Origin of the sequence: Paenibacillus spongiae, from assembly GCF_024734895.1 — a bacterium.
GTDB lineage: Bacteria > Bacillota > Bacilli > Paenibacillales > Paenibacillaceae > Paenibacillus_Z > Paenibacillus_Z spongiae.
In genome coordinates this window covers 2,170,827-2,192,332 of sequence record NZ_CP091430.1, presented here as the reverse complement: position 1 = coordinate 2,192,332, position 21,506 = coordinate 2,170,827, and the positions used below count along the sequence as shown (strand labels likewise).

At 44.8% G+C, this 21,506-nt stretch carries 29 protein-coding genes and 1 pseudogene; all 30 read right to left on the bottom strand.

The features are described from left to right. Complete coding sequence (locus L1F29_RS10020; RefSeq protein ID WP_258388176.1) at positions 1–777, bottom strand: RsmE family RNA methyltransferase; 777 nt, start codon at positions 775–777, stop codon at positions 1–3. A 116-nt stretch (positions 778–893) separates the two neighbouring features. After that, a complete protein-coding gene (locus tag L1F29_RS10015) occupies positions 894–1,544 on the bottom strand; it encodes a site-2 protease family protein (RefSeq protein WP_258389654.1) in 651 nt (216 codons plus the stop codon). Between the two features lie 125 nt (positions 1,545–1,669). After that, positions 1,670–2,647, bottom strand: a complete 978-nt coding sequence (gene prmA / locus L1F29_RS10010) for a 50S ribosomal protein L11 methyltransferase (RefSeq protein ID WP_258388175.1) — start codon at positions 2,645–2,647, stop codon at positions 1,670–1,672. 182 nt (positions 2,648–2,829) lie between these two features. Further along, positions 2,830–3,024 (bottom strand): hypothetical protein, encoded by a 195-nt coding sequence (locus L1F29_RS10005; RefSeq protein ID WP_258388174.1) that lies wholly within the window; start codon positions 3,022–3,024, stop codon positions 2,830–2,832. A gap of 14 nt (positions 3,025–3,038) precedes the next feature. Continuing rightward, a complete protein-coding gene (locus tag L1F29_RS10000; protein ID WP_258388173.1) occupies positions 3,039–3,191 on the bottom strand; it encodes a YfhD family protein in 153 nt (50 codons plus the stop codon). 82 nt (positions 3,192–3,273) lie between these two features. Then, complete coding sequence (gene dnaJ, locus L1F29_RS09995) at positions 3,274–4,389, bottom strand: molecular chaperone DnaJ (RefSeq protein WP_309252412.1); 1,116 nt, start codon at positions 4,387–4,389, stop codon at positions 3,274–3,276. Positions 4,390–4,540: 151 nt separating this feature from the next. Beyond that, the gene (gene dnaK / locus L1F29_RS09990) at positions 4,541–6,376 is read right to left on the bottom strand and encodes a molecular chaperone DnaK (RefSeq protein WP_258388172.1); all 1,836 of its coding nucleotides are present in this window, start codon (positions 6,374–6,376) and stop codon (positions 4,541–4,543) included. 42 nt (positions 6,377–6,418) lie between these two features. Continuing rightward, positions 6,419–6,982: a nucleotide exchange factor GrpE gene (gene grpE / locus L1F29_RS09985; RefSeq protein WP_373876493.1), complete on the bottom strand. Its 564-nt coding sequence runs from the start codon at positions 6,980–6,982 to the stop codon at positions 6,419–6,421. Between the two features lie 27 nt (positions 6,983–7,009). Continuing rightward, positions 7,010–8,035 carry a heat-inducible transcriptional repressor HrcA gene (gene hrcA, locus L1F29_RS09980; protein WP_258388171.1) on the bottom strand — a complete coding sequence of 342 codons (1,026 nt, stop codon included), beginning with the start codon at positions 8,033–8,035 and terminating at the stop codon, positions 7,010–7,012. Positions 8,036–8,161: 126 nt separating this feature from the next. Further along, positions 8,162–8,245, bottom strand: a pseudogene (locus L1F29_RS09975) (GNAT family N-acetyltransferase); the annotation flags it as partial. 354 nt (positions 8,246–8,599) lie between these two features. Next, positions 8,600–9,088, bottom strand: coding sequence for a hypothetical protein (locus L1F29_RS09970; RefSeq protein ID WP_258388170.1), 489 nt, complete (start codon positions 9,086–9,088; stop codon positions 8,600–8,602). Between the two features lie 42 nt (positions 9,089–9,130). Continuing rightward, positions 9,131–9,628 carry a hypothetical protein gene (locus L1F29_RS09965; RefSeq protein WP_258388169.1) on the bottom strand — a complete coding sequence of 166 codons (498 nt, stop codon included), beginning with the start codon at positions 9,626–9,628 and terminating at the stop codon, positions 9,131–9,133. A 39-nt stretch (positions 9,629–9,667) separates the two neighbouring features. Further along, entirely contained in the window at positions 9,668–10,030 is a 363-nt protein-coding gene (locus L1F29_RS09960; RefSeq protein WP_258388168.1) for a DUF2513 domain-containing protein, read from the bottom strand. Positions 10,031–10,065: 35 nt separating this feature from the next. Next, positions 10,066–10,305: a hypothetical protein gene (locus tag L1F29_RS09955; RefSeq protein ID WP_258388167.1), complete on the bottom strand. Its 240-nt coding sequence runs from the start codon at positions 10,303–10,305 to the stop codon at positions 10,066–10,068. Between the two features lie 746 nt (positions 10,306–11,051). Further along, entirely contained in the window at positions 11,052–11,546 is a 495-nt protein-coding gene (locus L1F29_RS09950; RefSeq protein ID WP_258388166.1) for a DUF1643 domain-containing protein, read from the bottom strand. 154 nt (positions 11,547–11,700) lie between these two features. After that, a complete protein-coding gene (locus L1F29_RS09945) occupies positions 11,701–12,438 on the bottom strand; it encodes an SGNH/GDSL hydrolase family protein (protein WP_258388165.1) in 738 nt (245 codons plus the stop codon). Between the two features lie 15 nt (positions 12,439–12,453). Then, positions 12,454–14,214, bottom strand: coding sequence for a chitobiase/beta-hexosaminidase C-terminal domain-containing protein (locus tag L1F29_RS09940; protein WP_258388164.1), 1,761 nt, complete (start codon positions 14,212–14,214; stop codon positions 12,454–12,456). A gap of 13 nt (positions 14,215–14,227) precedes the next feature. Then, positions 14,228–14,548 carry a BppU family phage baseplate upper protein gene (locus tag L1F29_RS09935; RefSeq protein ID WP_258388163.1) on the bottom strand — a complete coding sequence of 107 codons (321 nt, stop codon included), beginning with the start codon at positions 14,546–14,548 and terminating at the stop codon, positions 14,228–14,230. 133 nt (positions 14,549–14,681) lie between these two features. Further along, positions 14,682–15,425 carry an N-acetylmuramoyl-L-alanine amidase gene (locus L1F29_RS09930; protein ID WP_258388162.1) on the bottom strand — a complete coding sequence of 248 codons (744 nt, stop codon included), beginning with the start codon at positions 15,423–15,425 and terminating at the stop codon, positions 14,682–14,684. After that, the gene (locus tag L1F29_RS09925; RefSeq protein ID WP_258388161.1) at positions 15,412–15,654 is read right to left on the bottom strand and encodes a hypothetical protein; all 243 of its coding nucleotides are present in this window, start codon (positions 15,652–15,654) and stop codon (positions 15,412–15,414) included. The genes L1F29_RS09930 and L1F29_RS09925 overlap by 14 nt, the downstream gene beginning before the upstream one ends. 6 nt (positions 15,655–15,660) lie before the next feature. Beyond that, positions 15,661–15,861: a BhlA/UviB family holin-like peptide gene (locus tag L1F29_RS09920; RefSeq protein ID WP_258388160.1), complete on the bottom strand. Its 201-nt coding sequence runs from the start codon at positions 15,859–15,861 to the stop codon at positions 15,661–15,663. 36 nt (positions 15,862–15,897) lie between these two features. Next, positions 15,898–16,041 (bottom strand): hypothetical protein, encoded by a 144-nt coding sequence (locus L1F29_RS09915; RefSeq protein ID WP_258388159.1) that lies wholly within the window; start codon positions 16,039–16,041, stop codon positions 15,898–15,900. Continuing rightward, positions 16,041–16,355: a hypothetical protein gene (locus L1F29_RS09910; protein WP_258388158.1), complete on the bottom strand. Its 315-nt coding sequence runs from the start codon at positions 16,353–16,355 to the stop codon at positions 16,041–16,043. Before L1F29_RS09910 ends, L1F29_RS09915 begins: the two co-directional genes overlap by 1 nt. 15 nt (positions 16,356–16,370) lie before the next feature. After that, on the bottom strand, positions 16,371–17,561 hold the full coding sequence (locus L1F29_RS09905; protein WP_258388157.1) for a hypothetical protein: 1,191 nt from the start codon (positions 17,559–17,561) through the stop codon (positions 16,371–16,373). Positions 17,562–17,575: 14 nt separating this feature from the next. Beyond that, the gene (locus tag L1F29_RS09900; protein ID WP_258388156.1) at positions 17,576–18,133 is read right to left on the bottom strand and encodes a putative phage tail protein; all 558 of its coding nucleotides are present in this window, start codon (positions 18,131–18,133) and stop codon (positions 17,576–17,578) included. Further along, positions 18,130–19,173, bottom strand: a complete 1,044-nt coding sequence (locus L1F29_RS09895; RefSeq protein WP_258388155.1) for a baseplate J/gp47 family protein — start codon at positions 19,171–19,173, stop codon at positions 18,130–18,132. The genes L1F29_RS09900 and L1F29_RS09895 overlap by 4 nt, the downstream gene beginning before the upstream one ends. Next, on the bottom strand, positions 19,166–19,588 hold the full coding sequence (locus L1F29_RS09890; protein ID WP_258388154.1) for a DUF2634 domain-containing protein: 423 nt from the start codon (positions 19,586–19,588) through the stop codon (positions 19,166–19,168). The genes L1F29_RS09895 and L1F29_RS09890 overlap by 8 nt, the downstream gene beginning before the upstream one ends. Next, positions 19,588–19,896: a DUF2577 family protein gene (locus tag L1F29_RS09885; protein WP_258388153.1), complete on the bottom strand. Its 309-nt coding sequence runs from the start codon at positions 19,894–19,896 to the stop codon at positions 19,588–19,590. Before L1F29_RS09885 ends, L1F29_RS09890 begins: the two co-directional genes overlap by 1 nt. Further along, entirely contained in the window at positions 19,896–20,867 is a 972-nt protein-coding gene (locus L1F29_RS09880; protein ID WP_258388152.1) for an XkdQ/YqbQ family protein, read from the bottom strand. The genes L1F29_RS09885 and L1F29_RS09880 overlap by 1 nt, the downstream gene beginning before the upstream one ends. Beyond that, positions 20,864–21,502 (bottom strand): LysM peptidoglycan-binding domain-containing protein, encoded by a 639-nt coding sequence (locus tag L1F29_RS09875; protein ID WP_258388151.1) that lies wholly within the window; start codon positions 21,500–21,502, stop codon positions 20,864–20,866. Before L1F29_RS09875 ends, L1F29_RS09880 begins: the two co-directional genes overlap by 4 nt. Positions 21,503–21,506: the final 4 nt, after the last annotated feature.

The window sequence follows — 21,506 nt, the reverse complement described above, 5'->3', positions numbered from 1 at the left end:
TCAAACGCCTCCCATTTCTCCGGATTCGTACATGAGGCAAGCGAGTCCGACCATTGCCGCCGTTTCGGTACGCAGTATACGCTTGCCGAGACCGACAATGACGGCTCCGGCCGCTTCCGCTTCCGCCGCTTCGCGCTCCGTAAAGCCGCCTTCGGGACCGACGACAAGCAGAATCTTCATCTGCCCTTCCTCTTCCCCTAGACGATTCCGGATTTCGCCGACAGCGCTGCGTAAGCCTGTGCCCGCCGCTCCGCCTTCCTTCTCATAACAAAACAATGCCGCATCATAGCTTGCGATCGATGCGATCATTTCCCGCCAGGTCCGTACCGGTTCGACCCCCGGTATCCGGCTGCGGTGCGCTTGCTCCGCCGCCTCCTTGGCGATCTTCCCCCAACGCTCCAGACGCTTCGCTTCTTTCTTGCCATCATACTGGACAATCATCCGCTCGGATTGAAACGGCATGAATGAAGCCGCGCCAATCTCCGTTCCCTTCTGAATGACAAGCTCCATCTTATCGCCCTTCGGCAAGCTTTGCGCTACCGTAACCGACCAGGCCGGCTCGCCGCTCATGGGCAGCCATTCCTTGATCTGAGCTTGTACCTCGCCTTGTGCGATCGAACTGACGGATACTAGCGCCGCACGCGCAACACCGTCGCTTACGATCATCTCATCGCCCGGCTCCATTCGCATAACGCGAGCCGCGTGATGCGCATCGTCTCCGGTCAGCATAACCGAATGCTCGCCAAACTGATCTGGCGCTACAAAATATCGCTGCATATCGTTACTAACCCTTCGTCAAAAAATCCGTCGTAAAAAACTCCAACCTTCATCATACACGTTTTATTCCCGGCGCGCTACCTCTTTAAACCTGGATAACACTAGCATGATGGGACTCAGGTGTTGAAGTCTCTTACAAACTTGCTCCAATCATAGGGAGAAAAGAAATTTTCATAAAACCCTTGCAGTGCCCAAATAATTTTGCTTGAATTCGCGAACAATGGGTCCAGCGTAACTTCGCGCAGCGGCGGGATAAATACGATCAACAGAAAGATAAACATCCCCCACTGGACATGCTGATCCATCTGAATTCGGACGCGTACGGGAACAAGATCCTGTATGATCCGATATCCGTCCAGCGGCGGCAGCGGAATGAGATTAAAGATGAGAAGCATGATATTAATCGAAATCAAATAATTAAAAAAATGAATGAGCGCCTTGTACACGCCGACCGAGCTTGCGGCTAGAATTCCGGTATCGTTCAGAACATACAGGGCCAGGATGCCAAGCGCCGCTATGAGCAGATTGCTCAGCGGACCGACGGCGGACACGATAATCCCCATCAGCCTCGGATATTTGAAGCGCCCCCGATTGACGGGTACGGGCTTCGCCCATCCAAAGCCGGCAACTAGTATGAGTATCGTTCCAAGAACGTCCAGATGCACCCGGGGATTCAACGTCACCCGTCCGGCATCGTAAGCCGTCTTGTCGCCAAACTTGTATGCGCTGTACGCATGAGCGAATTCATGCACGGTGAAAGCAATCATGATGACCAGAAAAACAAAGGGCAGGTCTTCCACGGGGTACCACAGAAAGGACAAGGACTCACCTCCTATAACGTTCTGCTATTTAGATAATCGTCAGATTGCCTGCCGGATGTTTCCTCTGCAAATTATTCCGGTTTCCGGGCGACGAAAGCGATCCAATCCTGATCGCGCTGCGCGTCTACAATCATGAAGCCGGCATCCGTCAAGCCCTTCTTTACATCGTCTTCCTTGTTCTTGTAGATGCCTGAAGCGATATATATGCCACCCGGCTTCAATGCCGCGTAGACGTCATCGATAAAGAGCAGAATGATTTCCGCCAGGATATTGGCAACCACGAGGTCAACCGGCACGGATACGTTAATGGGCTCATTGTTGGATGCATGGCCTTGGAGCACGCCCAGCAAATCGCTGAGCTGGACTTGGATCCGTTCGTTAAGCAGTCCGTTCAGCTTGGCATTCTCCTTGGCGGACGATACGGCAACAGGGTCCAAATCCAGCGCCAGCACGCGCTCCGCCCCAAGCTTAACGGCTCCGATCGCAAGGATGCCCGAGCCCGTCCCGACATCGATCACTTCTTCGCCGCCGCGAATGACCGATTCCAGCGTGCGCAAGCATAATGCGGTCGTCGGATGCGTTCCGGTTCCGAATGCCATTCCCGGATCAAGCTCGATGATGCGTTCCTCCGGGGAAGCCGTGTAGTCTTCCCATGTCGGCTTGATCGTAAGCCGTTCCGACACCCGAATCGGCTTGAAGTACTGCTTCCAGGCATTGGCCCAATCCTCGTCGTCTACAACGATGCTGGCCATCGTATAATCGCCCGGGTCGATATCATAGTCCCGCAGCTCCTCGATGCGCGGACGTATGGCGTCCATGACCGCTTTAGCATCCGTACCTTCGGCAAAATACCCTTTAATAATGGCATGCCCTTCCGGAATATCGTTCAAGGGGTGGTCGTACCATTGGCCGAGCGATGTGTCCCGGGGCTTGTTCAATGTCCCCGATTCTTCAATAGATACGCCTCCGGCTCCCATTTCATGCAAGAAGTTCGAAATCATCTCCGTTGCTTCTTCCATTGTTTCAATCGTGATCTCATGCCACTTCACGTTCAATAGCCTCCCTATCGATTATAAATGGCTTCTGCTGATTCAAAGCTAAGCCGGTTTCTTAGGATAACGGCGCAAGCGCCTGTATTCACTGCATCTATTTTACACCAGAAGCTGTCCGCACACAAAAAAGGAGCTTTGGCAGCACAATCGCTGCCAAAGCTCCCCGAACGATGCGTACGTTAATGCGTATCCGGCATACCGCCTGTTTGCTCAATCAGGTGCAGCGCACGATCGATCATGTCGTCGCCGACCGTGATCGTCAAGGAGCCATCGCCGCCATCGGTGACGCGAACGGCACGGAGCGCTTGAAGCTTTAACTCCGCTTCTCTGGCACCCGCGCCGCCCGGGAAGGTCGCATGAATTTCAACCGTCATCGGCCGCGCCCTCCCTACTCGCGCTCTGCGCGCGCATCCGCTTCGAACGCTCGGCGCTGTGCTTCCTTATCATCCTCATCGGCTAATGCTTCCGAGAATTCGACGTCTTCGTTTTTTCCGATTGGCAAGTTAAACAAGTTTTTGTCTTCCAGACTTTTATGTTCCATGGTACATCCTCCTTAAGTCGTCCGATTCAAGTAGACACAATGGATAGGATGTTCCTTGGGTTATAAAAGTATGCCTTATTCCCTAATCGCCGCGAAACGCCTTTTTCATCCGTTCAAAAATGGAATTGTGATGCTCCTGGGCAGACTCTCCGGTAATGCCGGCAAACTGACGGAGCAGATCCTTCTGATCCTCCGAAAGGCTGGTCGGCGTCACAAGCGTCACCTTGACATGCTGGTCGCCCTGCCCATAGCCGCGAAGACGCGGCACGCCCTTGCCCTTCAAGCGGAAGTACGTTCCGGTCTGGGTGCCTGCCGGAATTTTCAGCTTCACCTTCTCGTTAAGCGTCGGAATCTCAATCTCATCGCCTAATGCCGCCTGTACGAAAGTAAGCGGCACTTCGCAGTAGATATCATCGCCTTCGCGCTCGAAGAATTCATGCGACTTCACGCGGATGACGATATAGAGGTCGCCAGACGGTCCTCCGCGCAGTCCGGCTTCGCCTTCGCCGCTCAGACGGATTTGCGCGCCATCGTCCACGCCCGCCGGGATGCGCACGTTCAGCTTGCGCTGACGCTTCACTTTGCCCGCGCCATGACAGGTTCCGCATTTCTCCTTGATGATACGGCCCGTACCGCTGCAATTCGAGCACGCGCGGCGGTTGACCATGCGGCCGAACGGCGTGTTCTGCACGACCTCCTGCTGGCCGGTGCCGCGGCATACCGAGCAAGTCTCCGGCTTCGTGCCGGGCTTCGCGCCCGAACCGGTACACGTATCGCATGTTTCCGTGCGAGGAATCGTAACTTCGGTTTCTTTGCCGAATACCGCTTCCTTGAATTCTATGGTCATCGTATACTGCAAATCATTGCCGCGCTGCGGTGCGTTCGGATCGCGGCGTCCGCCGTTGCCTCCGAAGAACATATCGAAAATATCGCCGAAGCCTCCGAAATCCGCGCCGCCTGCACCGGCGCCCATGTTCGGATCTACGTGGCCGTAACGGTCGTATGTTTCCCTTTTGCCCTCGTCGCTAAGGACATCGTAGGCTTCCTTCACTTCTTTGAATTTCTCTTCCGCATCCGGCGCTTTGTTCACGTCCGGATGGTATTGGCGCGCCAGCTTCCGGTACGCCTTCTTCATCTCTTCGTCGGAGGCATCCTTTCCGACGCCAAGCACTTCGTAATAATCCCGCTTATCAGCCAAATCCGTCACCCCGTCTCCTAGTAAACCCCCTCCCCTCAAGCAGGGAAGGGCTCTCGCCCCCTGTAACTCTCTTGCATCCTATGCCTAGACACACGAAAAACGGCTGCGCCGCCCTTATTTTTCGGACGGCGCACCGTTTGCGCACGCGAACTTATTTCTTGTCGTCTACAACCTCGTAATCTGCGTCCACGACATTATCTTTGCCCTTCGCTTCGCCGCCCTCAGCTCCTGCGCCTTCGGCACCTTGCTCAGCTTGAGCTTGCTCGTAGAGCTTCACAGACAATTGCTGAACGATTTGCGTCAGCTCTTCGGTTGCCGCATTGATTTCTTCCAGGTTATCGCTCTCGAGCGCTTTTTTCACTTTTTCCTTCGCTTCGTTCGCTTTGTCGATCTCGCCGGCATCGACCTTGTCGCCCAGGTCCTTGATCGTTTTGTCTACGGAGTAGACCAGCTGGTCGGCGCTATTCTTCGCTTCAACGAGCTCGCGGCGCTTACGGTCTTCTTCCGCATTAAGCTCCGCGTCCTTCATCATGCGCTCGATCTCTTCGTCGGACAGACCGCTCGAGGACGTAATCGTAATCTTCTGGCTCTTGCCTGTGCCTTTATCAAGCGCCGATACATTCACGATGCCGTTCGCATCGATATCGAAGGTAACTTCGATTTGCGGTACGCCGCGCGGCGCCAAAGGAATATCGCCAAGCGTGAAGCGTCCAAGCGTCTTGTTGCCTGCCGCCATCTGGCGCTCGCCCTGCAGGACATGAATTTCAACGCTAGGCTGGTTGTCCGCATAAGTCGAGTATACTTGCGATTTGCTGGTCGGGATAGTCGTGTTGCGGTCGATCATCTTTGTAAACACGCCGCCGGCCGTCTCGATACCAAGCGACAATGGCGTTACGTCAAGCAGAACGACGTCTTTCACGTCGCCGGTCAGTACGCCCGCTTGAACAGCGGCGCCCAGTGCAACGACTTCGTCCGGGTTAACGCCTTTATGAGGCTCTTTGCCCGTCAGCTTCTTGATCGCTTCTTGTACGGCCGGAATACGAGTGGAACCGCCGACCAAGACGATTTTGTTCAAATCGGCAGCTGACATACCCGCATCGCTAAGCGCTTGACGAGTAGGTCCGAGCGTACGCTCAACGAGCTCTGCGGACAGCTCCTCGAATTTCGCGCGGGTCAGGTTCATCTCCAAGTGCTGAGGAACGCCGTCTACCATCGTGATGAACGGAAGGGAGATCGTCGTCGTCATGACGCCCGACAGCTCTTTCTTCGCTTTCTCAGCCGCGTCCTTCAGACGTTGAACGGCTCCTTTGTCCTTCGACAGATCGATGCCGTGCTCTTTCTTGAATTCAGCTGCCATGTAATCGATGATCACTTGGTCGAAATCGTCGCCGCCGAGACGGTTGTCGCCGCTCGTCGCCTTAACTTCGAAGAAGCCGTCGCCCAGCTCAAGAATCGATACGTCGAACGTGCCGCCGCCGAGGTCATAAACCAGAATCGTCTGGTCTTCGGATTTCTCAAGACCGTAAGCGAGTGCCGCTGCGGTTGGCTCGTTTACGATACGCAGAACTTCAAGACCGGCGATTTTGCCTGCGTCCTTCGTCGCTTGACGCTGGCTGTCATTGAAATAAGCCGGTACCGTAATAACGGCTTGCGTCACCGATTGACCGAGATAAGCTTCCGCATCGGATTTCAGCTTTTGCAGAATGATAGCGGAAATTTCTTGCGGCGAAAAATCTTTGCCGTCAATGGTTTCTTTATGATTCGTGCCCATATGGCGCTTAATGGAGCTAATCGTACGGTCAGGGTTGGTGATCGCTTGGCGCTTAGCCGATTCGCCGACGATCCGCTCGCCGTCTTTCTTGAAACCTACGATCGAAGGCGTCGTGCGGTTGCCCTCCGGATTCGGAATAACGACGGCTTCGCCGCCTTCCATAACTGCTACGCAGGAGTTTGTCGTACCCAAGTCAATACCGATAACTTTGCTCATTGTCAGTTCCTCCTTAATTGTCCTTCTATGATCAGGCTCGGATTAGCCGCTTACTTTCACCATTGCAGGGCGCAGCACTTTATCCTTCAGCATATAACCCTTCTGCATTTCTTCAATGACGATGCCTTCTTCATGCTCGTCGGATTCCACCCGCATGACCGCTTGATGGAATTCAGGATTGAAAGGCTGCCCGACGGCATCCATCGGCTTAACGCCTTCCTGCTCCAATACAGCTTCGAATTGCCGGAAGATCATGTCTACGCCTTTGGCGAAGGCATCCAGCTCTCCGCCGCCCTTCGCGGCATCCAGCGCGCGGCCGAAATTATCCACGACCGGCAGCAGCTCCGTAATCAGCTTCATGGAAGCATACTGGGCGAGCTCTTCCTTTTCTTTCTGCGTACGTCTGCGGAAATTATCGAAATCCGCTTGTGCGCGTAAGTATCGTTGTTGATTCTCTTCGGCTTGCTTAACCAGCTCTGCGATCATTGGATCTTCGGTCGTCTCTTCCGTATCCGTTGGCACTTGCTCGTCGCGGGGCTGCTCCGAAGCGTCTGCCGCAGTGTCGTTCTTAATCTCTTCAGTCGTCGGTTGTTCATTCACGCTCACGGGTTGCTACACCTCCTGAAAGTAATGTTATTTGTACCAGCGGCCCAACAGTAAGGCCATATCCTTGGAAAGCACATCCAGCAGACTAATCACCTTGCCGTAATCCATCCGGGTCGGTCCAAGAATCCCAACCGTACCGAGCGCTTGCCCGTCAATCGAATAAGTCGCTGTGATCAAGCTGCAGTTGTTGATGGCCGCATGCGAATTCTCCGTCCCGATCCGCACCCCGATACCGCTTGGCAGAGCGGAGAACATGCGCATAAGCGTCGGCGTTTCGTCGAGCAGATCGAGCAGCGTCTTCACCTTGTCAACGTCCTTGAATTCCGGCTGGGTCAGCATATTCGTCGTTCCGCCCAGAAATACGCGGTTCTCCTCATCGCTGCTCAGCGCCTGATCCAATACGCTCAGCAGCCGCTCGCATTGGTCCACGTACCGGCCAAGCTCTTGACCGACCTCTGAATGGAGCTTCGATTTCAATCGGACAAGCGGGACGCCGATGAGCTTCGTATTCAGAATGTTAACGGCTCTCTCCATGTCCGACATGCTCATGTCCGGCGGAAGGGACACGGTCCGATTCTCGACGTGACCCGTATTCGTCACGACGATCGCGACCGCCGTAGCTTCACTGATCGGCACAAACTGAAAGTGCTTGAGCGAATTGGAGAACGTTTCCGGCCCAAGCACAATGGACGTGTAGTTCGTCAGATTGGAAAGTATCGTGGCAGCATGCTGAATGACATCTTCCATCTGATTCATCTTCTCCGCAAAGAAAGAACGGATCGTGTTCAGATCCTGTTCGTTCACTTCCCCTAGCTTCACCAGATGATCAACATAATACCGGTAACCTTTAATGGATGGAATTCGGCCTGCCGACGTATGAGGCTGTTCCAAAAAACCCAGCTCCTCAAGATCAGCCATCTCATTGCGGATCGTAGCCGGACTATAGCCGACATCGCCGCGCTTCGATATGCTGCGCGAGCCGATCGGCTCAGCTGAGCGGATGTAATCATCTATGATCGCATTCAAAATCATTCGTTGCCGTTCTGTCAACATCGCAGCTCCTCCTAACTATCCACTTTCGGTATTATTCGACCTTGTGTCGCATCATCGTTAGCACTCAATCACGGCGAGTGCTAATCATTACTACAAAAATACCAAACCAACTCGACGATTGTCAAGTCAGTTCAGCATTTTGAGCACCGCTATTTCGTCGCAGCATTCCTGCTTCGGACAGTTGACGCAGTCGGTCCAGACCTTCTCGGGGTTTTCTGCGTATTGACCACTATACATTAGGATCTTATTCAATAATTATATAGTGGTCATGGGTGGTTGTATAGTGTTCAGAAAAATTTAGAGTTTAGTGGTCTAGCTTCATTAATAAGGTGGTCATGTAGGACGTCTTTTTCATTAAAAAAAATAACACAATGTGAACTAACCACTAACTCAAGACAAAAAAAACCCATACGCTTTTACACGTACAGGCTACTCATCATTACATCTCTCGCTTTAAGACAAATGTATTCGGTTCAACCATCCCAGCATATTGCCATTCGTCTTGTCACAAATAATTAAGTAATTCCTCGAATATATAATTGAAGAATTGTTTATCTAACATTGTTAAATCAAAAGTTCGTTGATTCGCTGTTCGGAAAATATCCACTTTGATGGAATCAGATCGTCTCGATATTGAGCTTTTGTCCACACTTTCTTTTCTCTTAACACAGTATCTCCTATACCATTACGAGCATTTTTCATTAAAGCAGCCACTTCATACGGTGAAGCTACATAGACTCTTGGCATTTCATTGATTTGAACGCCTATAAATTGAACTAGGCTAAAAATAGTTTTCTTCGAGTGTTTGAGTAGCCATAAATCAATTGCCTCATGATAACTAACAACTTCCTTCTTGAATCCTTGAGTTAGACCCCACCCACCATCCCTACTTCCTTTCACCGAAACTTTCATAATATTATCTCCTTTTGAAACCATCAAGTCATATTCTGGTTGATTGGCTCCATACTGAACAGAAACATCGAATCCAATTCTCGCAAATAAAAAAGCTGTTATAGATTCTGCTGCAACTGATACATGCCATGAGTTAACCAATATGTTATCACTTCCTTCCGATGAAAGTATATTTAAAGGCTGTCATTTAACTCTTAGATCTCTTTTTGCAATATCCCTTATTTTTGTCAGTGCATCACCAATAGCTGATAAGTGTACTTCATAATCATCAATCCAGTTTCCATCTTTATTTCGGTACTCCAAGGACTTTAGTAACTCTCTTAATGTCTCCCAGCACTCATTAGAAATAATATATGAACCTGTTGAATTCATTTGACTAATTACATCATACGAGTGAGACCTTAACTCTATAAATTTTTTTAGAGCACTATCGCTTAAATTAATGATATTCAATGCTTCATGCTCATATAATTGATTCATTGTATATTCAAGACTAGATAGATTTTCGATAATTTTAGAATAGGTACTGGCTTTTGTTTCCCACCATTTTTGTGTGTAAAATTGTTTTAGTGCAAATTTAATAGAGATGAAGGGTACGATAGCGGCAATCAAGAGTGTTGGTAGACCAGTTACAATCATTTTAATCACATTTTCTTTGGATAATATCTCCCATACTAACATATCGTATCAACCTCATATTCAAGGGTATACCCCTCCATATTAATCTAATCCAATTATTCCCTTAAGGCTCTTCATGAGAAGTTCTTTCGCAATGTCGAGTGGGATACTTGCAAATTCAATACCCTTTTGTTTGGCTGTTTCTTTTGCTTTACTCACTACACCTTCATCGCGAGCGGCATCTAGAAAATCATGACCTATCCAAGTCATTTCACTAATATAGTATTGAACTGGAGACATTGTTCTCTTTGCTATTACGTAACCAGCGTCTTTTAATAATCCTACATGATACTGAACTGATTCATCGTCATAACCCTCTATTTCTACAACAATTACGTTCGTCAGTGTCTTTTCTTCTTCGATTTGTTTTAGAATTTTAATGATCAGTTCGTTATCTCTCTTCATTTATTTCTGGCCTGCTTTCTCATGAAATTGTTGTTTCATCCCTCTATCTCATCAATCTTAGTCTTGATTTCTACCCAACATTCATCAATCCAATTTTTCACAGACATATGTCTGCTGGCAATAATTTGTGTGTCATTCTTTTCAAATACCAGTTTGCCTGATCCGCACTCGGTTGTCTCCCACCCCTTGTATGATTCTCCTGCGACTGCATGTTTATATACTTCTTTTTTGAATGCTTCTTCATCGATGTGTCTTTGATCTAAATCTTCATTCATAATTGAAACCTCCATTTTTATAATAAAATTATCTTTTTATTAATAGATCATGGTTTGCATAACTACAGATGCAGCACCTATAAATATAAAACCAAATAGATATAGACTCTCTACAAAATGTTTCATGCAGTAAATCGAGATCACAAATGCAATTGGAGACAAAGTTAGTATGATAGCCGTATAAATAGTTGTATCAAAATTAATCAAAGACACTAGAAAGATCAAGGCCATAACAATGAAATACGAACTTCTCACTATATTCCTTGCTTCTTGCTTCTTCCAGTCAACTTTTTTATCGAGGATCACCAAGGTAATAAAAGCAAAAATCGCTCCAATAAACATCATTGCGTATGTCTGAATGATAATCATCTTTGGACACCTCTATCCTCATTGAATCTAGCCATTTCAAACTTATTAATTAATACTGTCTTCGATAAACTGTCCGAATCTATATGTGTTGCCGCATAGAGACATTTTAACATATGCCCCAATTAAATCTAGTTTCAATTGATAATAACTTGCCCACACCTTACGCATGTGAACTTAACTCCATTCCAAAGATAACTGCTAGAAATATTTGATTTCTTGTGACCAAAAATTCTACATTTTAGTTTCATGCACTTCGCACCTCTTAAAATTAATCTTTCAACCTACTCCTTTATCCCAAACAACTTTTCCCAATCAGTATCGTCGTCATTGATAAAGGGGTCCACTCGATTTTGAAGAAATTTCTATCTCTAACCTCATTATGTGGCAAACATTAAGTTATAGTTCATAAGAGTCCACTTGTCTGACAAAAAAAGAGGGTGTCTCGGGCTAACCCCTTTTTCATCTTGAAAACAAATTAGCTTAGATTTATAGGGTATTAGCAGGGTTTCTACATGACGTTTTCTTGTTACATATTTCGTTTTGTCTGGTCCCCATGCAATCAATAATTTTTCAGCTTGTGATGCGACCAGTTTTATGTAGATGTCATTTAAGCTTTCGTATCGTTGGTCACTATATTTCAGATTAGTAGGATCTGTTGACATATAAGCAAACAGATTAACGATATCAAGTTGCCCATAATCATTATCAATAGCATAGTTAAATATTTTCATTACGGTATCATCAAACTTTAATACATTAGCCTTACTGGGGTTCAGCATTATGATTGCCAAGGTTCCCTTATTGGCGTCCCATATCTTTGTTAACCTATAACGGTATTCATTATTGTCAGACATTATTGCTAAGGTATCCATACTGTTTTTATACTCACTAATCAATTCTCAACACCGCTTTCTTTGCCAATGGGATAATTATACCATATTTAATAATATATGGTCCCGTTATCTTACTTTATGTAAATAGAATGGTGTCGAATACATAGTGCAAAAGTGCATCACGGTCATAGTCTTAATGTGAATTAATAAACGCCGCTATATAATCCGCAATGACTTGATTTCCTGCTGTATTGGGATGGATATTATCTGGTATCAATGCAGCTTTAGCATTCGTATTTCTTGGTGATATTCCAAGTCTGTTCATCTCGATGACCTGAACTCCCCAATAATCCGTAACCTCTCGTATCACGTTGTTCCATGTCTTAACGGTCTCCCAATTATGATGATGATCCAACAAGGTACAGACGTATAGCTTTTTGCCTACAAATTTCGTCATTATTGCGTCAATCATTAAATGCAACGCTCCATAGAAAGTTGTAGATACTCGATCTGCAAATGTACCAATGGGGAAGTTTTGCGTTATGTCGTTAAATCCGCCCCAAACGATATTGATATCCGCATCGTTATTCATGCTCGGGAAACGATAGTACATAGACCAGACTGTACTATTATCAATAAATGTCGATCCGCTGATACCATAATTGCGAACCGTACATCCATAGTTATTTTGCAAAATTGTTGTCCATGGGGTTGCCCCACCTGCATTACCTTGCGTTATGCTATCACCAAGGCAATTGATTTTCTTCCCTTTGATATAGGATGTGCTTCCCCCACTCCCACTTTCACTAACTAAAGATCCGTTGAAGGTTAATTTACCACCTGATTCAGCCAACTTATCAAGCGTTGATTTGTTAGTGTGAGTATGTCCACTTCCCCCATTGTTCCCTGTGCTTGGCTTTTCCCATGCCATTCATATACCTCCTTCCTACAGTTTCGTTATCTTGAAGTTATCCGCTCTCGGCACATTAGTTGAGTAGAAGACAATACCGTGCTTCGTGTTTCCGATGTGTACAGAATCTGTATACGTATGCTTCAGTACATCATCTACATAGCACTTTACTTCTGATCCGCGTAACTCAACTTTAAACCGATAAGTTTGACCTGCAACGAATGGGAAGCTAACATCTGCTGGAGCTGCCGTAACTCCAGTACCAAGATTAATAAATCCTACTGAACCACCTTTTGCTCCCCAAATATAAGTGGCATTATTTGTTCCATATCTAAAAGCGATTCCGGATATTGTTCCACCTATAGGTAATGTTGGAATGATTAAATCCATTTCAATTGCAATGTTATTCGATTGTTCCAAGTCTACTAATGAATAAATTGATCCAGATACCAATGATGCAAATTGGTTATTGCTTATAGTTGGCGCATTGATCGTCTGAGTCTGAATCCAAGCTTGACCAGTTTCTGTGTTTCCGAGTGCTCCATTCGCTCGGTTGAAAGAATCGCTTACAATAACTTGTCCCGATGATCCAGTATCAATTGTATACGTAGCCGTCTGTACTGCGCTTTTATTTCCTGCTTCATCCTTCCCGAAGAACTTCAACGTTGTATTAACACTAATCGGGATTGGTGTTGAATAAACGTCACTTTCAGTAGGATCATTTCCATTGGTCGTGTAATAAATTGTTGCTTGTTCATTCGAAGTCAAGGTGATGCTTTGAGAGCTAGTATAAGATCCGCCTACAGGCGATGCAGTGACAACAGGAGGTGTAGTATCTCCAACCGCTTTTGTCTTGATGGTAATCGATATACCAGTTGATTCATTGTTTGATGTATCTCGTGCTTTAACCTTGAGATTGTACGATGTCTCTGGCTGCAAATCCGTTAAGTTAAGTGTTGTTGTCGTTACCGTTGCAAGTAGATTTGTCTCATCATAAACTCGGTAATCCTTGATATCTGAGGAGACGCTGGCTATCCATGTAATCGTTGCGCTCGTTGTAGTAACGTTGCTTTCAGTTAGTCCTGTCACATCTGCAGGTGTTGTCTCAGCTGGTTGCGTGGCAGTCGTGACCGTAATACTTACTCCTGACGACACATTGCCTGCGCCATCAACGACCTTTACAGTAAAAGTGAACTGAGTTTCTGGGGGCATACCAGTTGCATCGTATGTTGTGCCTGTTACAGTTGATAACAACGCACCGCTTCTCCATATCTCATAACCAACTGTGTCAGTGGATACAGAAGCGTCCCATATAATCGTAGCGCTATTATGAGTTACGTTACTTTGACGTAGATTCGTTACGTTGTCAGGCGCTTCAAGATCGGGATCTGGAGGCACAACAACTACAGCGGCTGCACCATATTGCTGTAAAACGTCAATAAACCATTCACCTGTAGCTGATATTGATAGCTCTCGGAACGTTTGCTTAAATATTTGATTATAGGTTCCTCCCGCCGGTACAGGACGAGATACGCCATTTGTCGTGAACCTCATGAGCTTATCGCCATTATTAAGAATGGATAATCCATGCATATCCTCATCAAATACCTTGTTAAAGTTTCCAGTCCCCTCTAAATAGTCGGCGGACACATATTGAACCGATTGGGCTTTATAGGCTCCATCTGAACCAGTTAAAACTTCCCAATCACCATTACCGTTATCTAAGGCAGGATTCCAATATTGTGGAACAATTACTTTAGATGCATCACGTTTTAGTTTCTTCGTTTCGTATGACAAATCTTGACCTCCTTTATGCTAAATCTTTCTCGAAATTGATTACTATGTAACCACGATTTGGAAACGTTTCTATGCTACTATCGGTAAATTCGCATTTAAATTCAGCCTTCATTATTCCCAATACATTTGTCTCACCGTGTTCAAAGCTAAAGCGTACATCCCCATTTTCTGCATCAATAATTTCGGCTTCACGGCTAATCTTGATTACATTATTAAGGTTGCTCATAGTGAATGTAACAACCGTATCGGACAAATCGACAGGAGAACCATTTGGATGCTTGAGCTTTGCATTAATTGCATATCGTGTATCATTTCGCTTGATGTTAAGTGTCATATTCAACCTCCATCTTCTCGACTACAATAGAATATGGAGTAGCGTATTCAAATTCAATCTTCACCTTGATAAGTTCAGTCTCAACGGAATTATCAGTAGGCTCTATTTCAATTGATTGATCCCACATTCACAATTACCTCTTCTCAATTCGAACCGTATTCGTCTTACTATCCCATTGCACTCTTGCTCCTAGCGCTTCACTAACCGCTCTGACAGGTACATATGTAATCCCTGCTCTACTATCAAGCAATCCGTTTTCCATTCGCTTACCATTGACCATTACCGTGATTTTGTCCATTTCATCCTCTTCTTCCTTGGTACAATCTTCATATTCCTTTACTACATCGATTAACAATTGTTCATAAGTTCTGCCGCTATGAGCCAATCCACTCTTTGGATCAGACTTCCTCTGAGGGTCTAATATATGATGACCGACAATATCTTTACTCGGATTCAAGCCAAATTTAAAGCATATGTATGCCAACACCCACACATAGCGCTTATAAGCTTCATTTGCATTGATATTGTCGCCATAGCAGTACTCGACTGCAATTGCACAATTATTAGCCTCATAACCATACATTGCATTATCATTGGGCTTCTCATAGAGTACATGCCATGCCTTCTCTGGTGTTCCAGTCAATGCAGGTATACACTCCCAAATACCCTTGTCATCAAGAAAAATATGAGCAGAAGCAGACATATCATTTCGAGAGTTTTGATAATATCCAATATTGCCTATTGCTGTACTGTTCTTGTTCCCAGTATCATGTGCAACAATAAACCTTACCTTTGTCATCTTAATGCCTGAACGTCTTTTACTTGGCTTCGAAAGATACTTTGGCGTGATTTGATACTTTTCCTTAAACTTTCCCATTGGTATCACTTCGTTTCTTGGTGTAGTTATATGCACCTGAAGCTGTCAATCCTATGACCGATATTAATGTAATCTTGGACTGTACATAGTCAGGAACCATCACAAACACACTCGCAATAACTATAGCTACGATATGTGTCCACTTGTCCGATAAGCCAAACCCCTTAACAACACCAACATAAGCAGCGACAAGAGCAGCTAGTGTTAGGATATCGTTGGACATCTCCATTTTCATCTACTCCTTTCGTGCAAATCGCTCTTTAATATCACGAATCTCTGTTATAATGACATCGTATTTATCACTAAATTTATCAAGCAAATCTTGCAATCGTGTTTCACGGTCTTTATTAGATCGCATAACGTAAATCAATAGCCAAACAAAAAGAGCCGCAAATGGCCCCTGTGTTAGAAAGTATTTCAAAATATCTGGTTCCAATGAATTATCACCTCAACAAATAAATAAAGCCCCGCATTATGCGGAGCCATTAATCAAATCATCTCTACCCTTTGACATTAAATAATCATCGATACCTGCCTTCAGGTCGGGGCGTCTTGTGACGACATATTCATAATCAAGCGCCTCCTCCATAATCCGCATTCCCATGTAAATTGCCATTATAGTCCACCTCCACTGAGGATAAGTTCATCCATAGCAGCTTTCAGTGTAGATAATTCTGCTTCCAGTTGTTCAATCCGTTCCTGCTCTGGCGTCTTGGGGGGCTCGGGAGGTGCTGGGATGTCCTCCAGTTCCAGGATGAGTGGATCGCGGCTGACGACTTTGACAAGTTGCTTTTCCTGCTGATTAACAATCTCTGGAGGCATCTCATTGACCATTACATGATCGATTCCAAGTTCGGTTAATTCATCCGATGTAATGGAGTTGTGTTGTGCATAGATGTATCCGTTACTGTTAATAAAAAGTGCAGTCATCGAATTCCCCTCCTATCAAAGTACATCATAGCTGATTTTGAAGTCTTTTAGCTTGATACTATCTGCATTGGCGGTACCCGCATAGACAAAGAAGTAGATTGGTACACCAGCTCTCACCAACATTGTCTTTTTGAATGTTTGATAAGTCGTGGTATCAGCTGTCGCTATTTTAAGTCTTCCCTCCGTAATATCTTGCTGATTGGTCATACTCGCGTTGAACATAGAGCTTAGGTTAAACCTTGTATCTAATGGGACAAGGAAGTTCATATCACCCATACCGCTTCGGATGTCCCAATCTACTGCTCCCGACATAAACTGATTTGACGCCGTCTTGTGAGGCATGGAGTATGCCCACAATCCCGAACCAATCGCACCTGAGCCGTTCGCTCTAATGGTATCCACGGAAATTATAACTTCGCCTGTGTATTTTGGAGCGAATTTGTAAAAAAGCCCTACGCTATCACTAGTCGTTGTTAGATATGTGTGCGTATATTCCGGCAATCTACTTTCTCTTACCGTGTTACTTGCTACCATGATACCGCCGCCGCCGCCCACGCCTACCCACTCCGTTCCGTTATAATATTCAAACACTCCGCCACTAACACGCGTTGGAGTCGCATCCGTAATCCCGTATCCCGCAAGAGTAGACGGTTTAGTCATCACCTCTGAAAACGCAACGTTTCCCCACGCAGCGCTTCCTGCAGTCGCTCCGGCTTTCAGCACCTTCCCGTTATTTCCCGTACCCGTTACCGGAACGTGTAAATTACCGTCTCCTGTCGGGTGCGAATATGCGTTAGCTCCCGCCGCAACTCCGTCAAGTTTCGTCTTATCGGCTGCGCTCATGAACCCAGCTGCTCCCGTTGTTGCAGAGGCGTGCGACGTACCACCTGTTCCGATATGTCCCGTTAGGACAGTCTGAACCGCATCTACAGTATCTTTTCTAGCAATATCATCAGCGGCTGAAGGTGATGCTACCTTTGCTCGACCGTTAGTGTCTCGTTGAATAATTCTGTTCGCTGTTGCAGCAGAAGTTGAACCATGAACACTATTTGTTGCCGTTGCATGTGTATCAACTTTAGACTGCGCTCCGTTGATTGTTTCTGCATTTTGCTCCAATATATCAAGGTTTTCGTTATACGCTGTCCTATTAAAGTTTTCATTTCCTTTGGGCTTCTTAAGCCCCATTCTAGTTGTTACATCTGGCATTAAGTTACCTCTCCTTATGGTTTATATGTCTCTAATTCATCCCATGTTAGTCCTAATGCGTCCCACTCATCCCATGTCTTGTTCATAGCATTTATTTCATCCCAAGTTATGTAGGTGAACTCATAATTAATTGCCAAATGAGCAGGGATTATATCTCGGATTGCATTTTGGATGTCGGTTATGTTTGGGGGTATGCCGCGCGTACTCACAAAAGCAATGGTCACTGTGTAGTTTGCAGAATCCTCTAATACATCAACTTCACCGTTTGAATACGATTCAGCTACTGATTTAATCAATACCTTCGTGACAGTCCCTATACCTCTAATTTTAGAAATGATAACCGACTTTCGTTGTTCGATTGGTTTTAACTCATCGATTTGGATACCAAGAAACTTTTCCCACTTCGCTAGTCCATATGTAGCTGTATCAACGAACATTTGATCAAGAACACCATCTATACTAGTCTCAAGTTGTTGTAATACAACTGCTCCAGCGGCTAGGTTATTACCCGTTACTCTCGATTCACCATATAATGGAATCACATAACTTTTAACAATATTACCCATCATCATGACACTGTAACGCTCCCTTGTACAGCAACAGCATCATTTGCGATTGCAATATTACCAGTACCACCATTTACCATTAGACTTTGATAATCTTGGATATTTTGAGTGTTGATAATAATATTGGCTATTTTTGTATATCGCACAATTGGATCAGCAAATGCTAGTGTCCTTAGATAATCGGTTACACCTTGTTCGATTACAGTCTTTGCTTCTGCGAGTGTTCCACCTGATAAGGTCAAATCAACACTAATATTGATCGGTGTTTCAGTCGCTGCTACAACAGTAACCGTTGCACCAATTGGACGTTCTGATTCAATATGATTGGCTACTTCCGTAACTTTATCGATTATCGGTGCTCTTTTATTTGCATCAAGGAGAATCACTTTAACTGTTCCTGACCCATACCAAATAGGTATAACCTTTGCCTCACTAATCCCTGGAATTTCGAGAGCGAGATTTCTGTAAAAATTTGCATTTCCACTTGTCGCAGGCTTCTTTACTCTGTCTGACAATCTAATCCTTAATTCATCATCTGATTCAATATCAGAACCACCTGATGTTGCATTGTCATTGGACACGCTTGACAATCCAATAATTGACACGGGGATTTCAGTGATTGTTCCACTAGCTACATTGGAAGCAGAACCAGCATTCACAGCTTCAATCTGAATCGTTGCTGTTCCACCAGTGATAGTTCCAGATGCAGTTGTAATAAAGTACGTCTCATCTAAAGTGGCAAACTCTGTTCCTTGTGGAATGATCGTGCCATTTGTTCCCGTTGCCTTTATTTGTCCAGTTGCCTTGACCGCTACCTTTCTTGTCAATCCAAACTCATTGGCTCGTTTATCAAGGTATTCACCTGTTGCAGTATCAGCAAATCCAAGTGTTAATACCCGATCTAATTGTGTATAGGCAATGGCAAGTTGAGTAGCAAAAGCAGCGAGTGTATCATATGTAAAAGTACCTTCAATCTTTGATATTCCACTTTGGATTTCATCAAGCATATTATTCAATAATTCTTCAAATGTATTGTCTTCAAACATCTTCATTCACCTCCAATTCGCCGTAAACTGTAGAAACTCGAACATCGAACATGTACGAATCATTGTTAATTTGCACATTCAACACATTGACAGTAGCTATGTATGGATTAATCATAAGAGCTTCCGAACACAACCGTTCAATTTCATTTTTAGATGTCTGTCTGCTGTATCCTTGACCAATTATGCTTTCAATTTCTGAGCCATAGTTCCAAGAATATCCTGCATGTGCATATCGTTTTGTTTTAAGTGCCTTATATATCCATACTTTTAATGCTTCGTTTCCTTCAACAATAACTGTCTTACCGTCTTTAAGAATCATTTCATCGGTGTTATAGTCCCATGCGTATTCTTTGAAGAGTGGCAACTCCTCCTGTTGTGCTATGTTTGTTGCTTCAATGAACGGAAATATTGCCATTAGCTTGTTGTCACCACCCTTGCAATTACAATATATATCCCATTGCTGTTTATGACCGCTAATTGATCTCCAACATTAACGGTATCCTCAAATTTCAATGTGTATGGAGTTGCGCCACTTGAAACTTGTCGTTGATAATCCTTCAATAAGTAATCAGCCACAAGTAAAAACTCTCCTGATAAAACCAGATTATTAACCTTAATTTTCAATGGCTGAGATGATATCACTTCTGCTAACACAATTGATTCGGTAGCAGATCTGTTTGCCTGATCCCGAATGAATTGAATGAGCCATGATGTATCTGACATTATCCGCCAGCCTCCTCTAATGTATTTTCAAATGCTAATTCAAGTGAAATGGAATGAAAACCATCTTGGAAAGTATGAGTATCTGCATCAATAAAAAAAACACCCACTAATCCTGTGTGAGTGTCCTTGATAAGGACTGCATTTCCTGCAATAACATCATAAGTGTTCTTGCCACCAATCATATTGATTGTAGCTTTCTGGCGTTCACCTGTAAGCATATTCTTAGCAACTGTATTGGCGTTTTGATCCTTTTCCTTCCGATAAATCTTCTGTGTCATCCCGAACAATCGAATATTCTCGCTGTCTTTTACTTCACCAATACGATTTCCCTTATCATCGACGATAATCACAGATGTAACCGCATCTTCAATGTCCTGCTGATACACAGACTCAGATATATGTTCAACAGATGTATTCAGGCGCTTGGCCACTGTTGAACCCTTCTCAATCATATTGAGTTTGCCTTTAGACATACGAATCATGTATATCTTCTTCGTAGTATTCTTCAGGCGCTTGAATGTATCCAATATTGCATCATATGCTGAACCACTATGAGCAAAGGTATGTTTCGTTGACGTGTTAGGGCTTGTTCCAAATGAAACTCCCAATTCAGTACATATGCTTTTAACAATGTCTTCTGCCTTCATTTTGCTGAATGTCTTGGCTATCTCGGATTTGGTTAGATAAATTGTGCCATCTGATGATGCGAGTTTAAACGACTTTCCTTGGTCACTCTTTTCAATGGAGCGTATGTAACCTTGATATAACTCATTTTTGTTATCGTCTGACAGTCTGAGCATTTCACCGTTTCTAAAAGCGACCTTAGGAAAGTACGGATCATGAGGGGATTGAACAACGGTTATTTCCAGCTTTCTAGACACTTCTCTGATTGAACCAGCCCATTTATAATCTTGAACAATCTTCGTAATGTCGGTTTCCTTGTGATTGCGGTCAATGTGCGTGATGATCATAGTTTAATCACCTGTCCAACTTTCAACTTTCGTTCATCGACAATGTTATTTCTCTGCTTTAATTCCTTCCATTTGTTGCCGTCACCATAGAACTTCTTTGCTATTACATAAAGAGTATCACCACTGACAATCGTATATGTTTTAGGAATTGTCCTTTCAGACGGTCTACTTTCACCAACATATTTACCAATCGGATTATCCTTCTCGTTGACTACTTCAAGATTGAAGAACCGATATTCCTTTAATTCCATGTCAAAATAGACATCTTCAGGCCCCTTCTTCTGGCTCACTGTGAACGACTCAATAACCATAGGTTGATTGATATTCAATGTTCCACCGCTGATAATCAATCGAATCGGACGGCCTGATTCTCTCCATTTGCTTATCATATTCAGGCATCTTGCAGGAGTAGGATATCCTCTGTAATGTGCAATTGGATCATTTGGATTTGCAGGGAAATACGATGAGATTGACAGTGTATCAAGTTTACGTTTACCAATTTGATTAATTTCACCTGAATCATTGATATTGACTGTTTGGGTATTAATCCCTGTGACTTTGCTGTATTCGGATGGAGGGACAGGCAATCTTAATTTTTCTGCTCCATTATTAAAAGTTAACCAAAATTCAATCATGTAT

Excerpts from the sequence above, each read along its gene's own strand:
- L1F29_RS09935 (WP_258388163.1), bottom strand. The coding sequence starts at position 14,548 with ATGACACTTAACATCAAGCGAAATGATACACGATATGCAATTAATGCA.
- L1F29_RS10000 (WP_258388173.1), bottom strand. The coding sequence starts at position 3,191 with ATGGAACATAAAAGTCTGGAAGACAAAAACTTGTTTAACTTGCCAATC.
- L1F29_RS09910 (WP_258388158.1), bottom strand. The coding sequence starts at position 16,355 with ATGACTGCACTTTTTATTAACAGTAACGGATACATCTATGCACAACAC.
- hrcA (WP_258388171.1), bottom strand. The coding sequence starts at position 8,035 with ATGTTGACAGAACGGCAACGAATGATTTTGAATGCGATCATAGATGAT.
- L1F29_RS09905 (WP_258388157.1), bottom strand. The coding sequence starts at position 17,561 with ATGCCAGATGTAACAACTAGAATGGGGCTTAAGAAGCCCAAAGGAAAT.
- L1F29_RS09955 (WP_258388167.1), bottom strand. The coding sequence starts at position 10,305 with ATGAATGAAGATTTAGATCAAAGACACATCGATGAAGAAGCATTCAAA.
- L1F29_RS10015 (WP_258389654.1), bottom strand. The coding sequence starts at position 1,544 with ATGATTGCTTTCACCGTGCATGAATTCGCTCATGCGTACAGCGCATAC.
- L1F29_RS09930 (WP_258388162.1), bottom strand. The coding sequence starts at position 15,425 with ATGGGAAAGTTTAAGGAAAAGTATCAAATCACGCCAAAGTATCTTTCG.
- dnaK (WP_258388172.1), bottom strand. The coding sequence starts at position 6,376 with ATGAGCAAAGTTATCGGTATTGACTTGGGTACGACAAACTCCTGCGTA.
- L1F29_RS09960 (WP_258388168.1), bottom strand. The coding sequence starts at position 10,030 with ATGAAGAGAGATAACGAACTGATCATTAAAATTCTAAAACAAATCGAA.
- L1F29_RS09885 (WP_258388153.1), bottom strand. The coding sequence starts at position 19,896 with ATGTCAGATACATCATGGCTCATTCAATTCATTCGGGATCAGGCAAAC.
- L1F29_RS09895 (WP_258388155.1), bottom strand. The coding sequence starts at position 19,173 with ATGTTTGAAGACAATACATTTGAAGAATTATTGAATAATATGCTTGAT.
- L1F29_RS10005 (WP_258388174.1), bottom strand. The coding sequence starts at position 3,024 with ATGACGGTTGAAATTCATGCGACCTTCCCGGGCGGCGCGGGTGCCAGA.
- L1F29_RS09890 (WP_258388154.1), bottom strand. The coding sequence starts at position 19,588 with ATGGCAATATTTCCGTTCATTGAAGCAACAAACATAGCACAACAGGAG.
- L1F29_RS09915 (WP_258388159.1), bottom strand. The coding sequence starts at position 16,041 with ATGGCAATTTACATGGGAATGCGGATTATGGAGGAGGCGCTTGATTAT.
- L1F29_RS09900 (WP_258388156.1), bottom strand. The coding sequence starts at position 18,133 with ATGATGATGGGTAATATTGTTAAAAGTTATGTGATTCCATTATATGGT.
- L1F29_RS09880 (WP_258388152.1), bottom strand. The coding sequence starts at position 20,867 with ATGATCATCACGCACATTGACCGCAATCACAAGGAAACCGACATTACG.
- L1F29_RS09965 (WP_258388169.1), bottom strand. The coding sequence starts at position 9,628 with ATGTTAGTATGGGAGATATTATCCAAAGAAAATGTGATTAAAATGATT.
- L1F29_RS09875 (WP_258388151.1), bottom strand. The coding sequence starts at position 21,502 with ATGATTGAATTTTGGTTAACTTTTAATAATGGAGCAGAAAAATTAAGA.
- L1F29_RS09925 (WP_258388161.1), bottom strand. The coding sequence starts at position 15,654 with ATGGAGATGTCCAACGATATCCTAACACTAGCTGCTCTTGTCGCTGCT.
- L1F29_RS10020 (WP_258388176.1), bottom strand. The coding sequence starts at position 777 with ATGCAGCGATATTTTGTAGCGCCAGATCAGTTTGGCGAGCATTCGGTT.
- L1F29_RS09945 (WP_258388165.1), bottom strand. The coding sequence starts at position 12,438 with ATGGCATGGGAAAAGCCAAGCACAGGGAACAATGGGGGAAGTGGACAT.
- L1F29_RS09950 (WP_258388166.1), bottom strand. The coding sequence starts at position 11,546 with ATGGATACCTTAGCAATAATGTCTGACAATAATGAATACCGTTATAGG.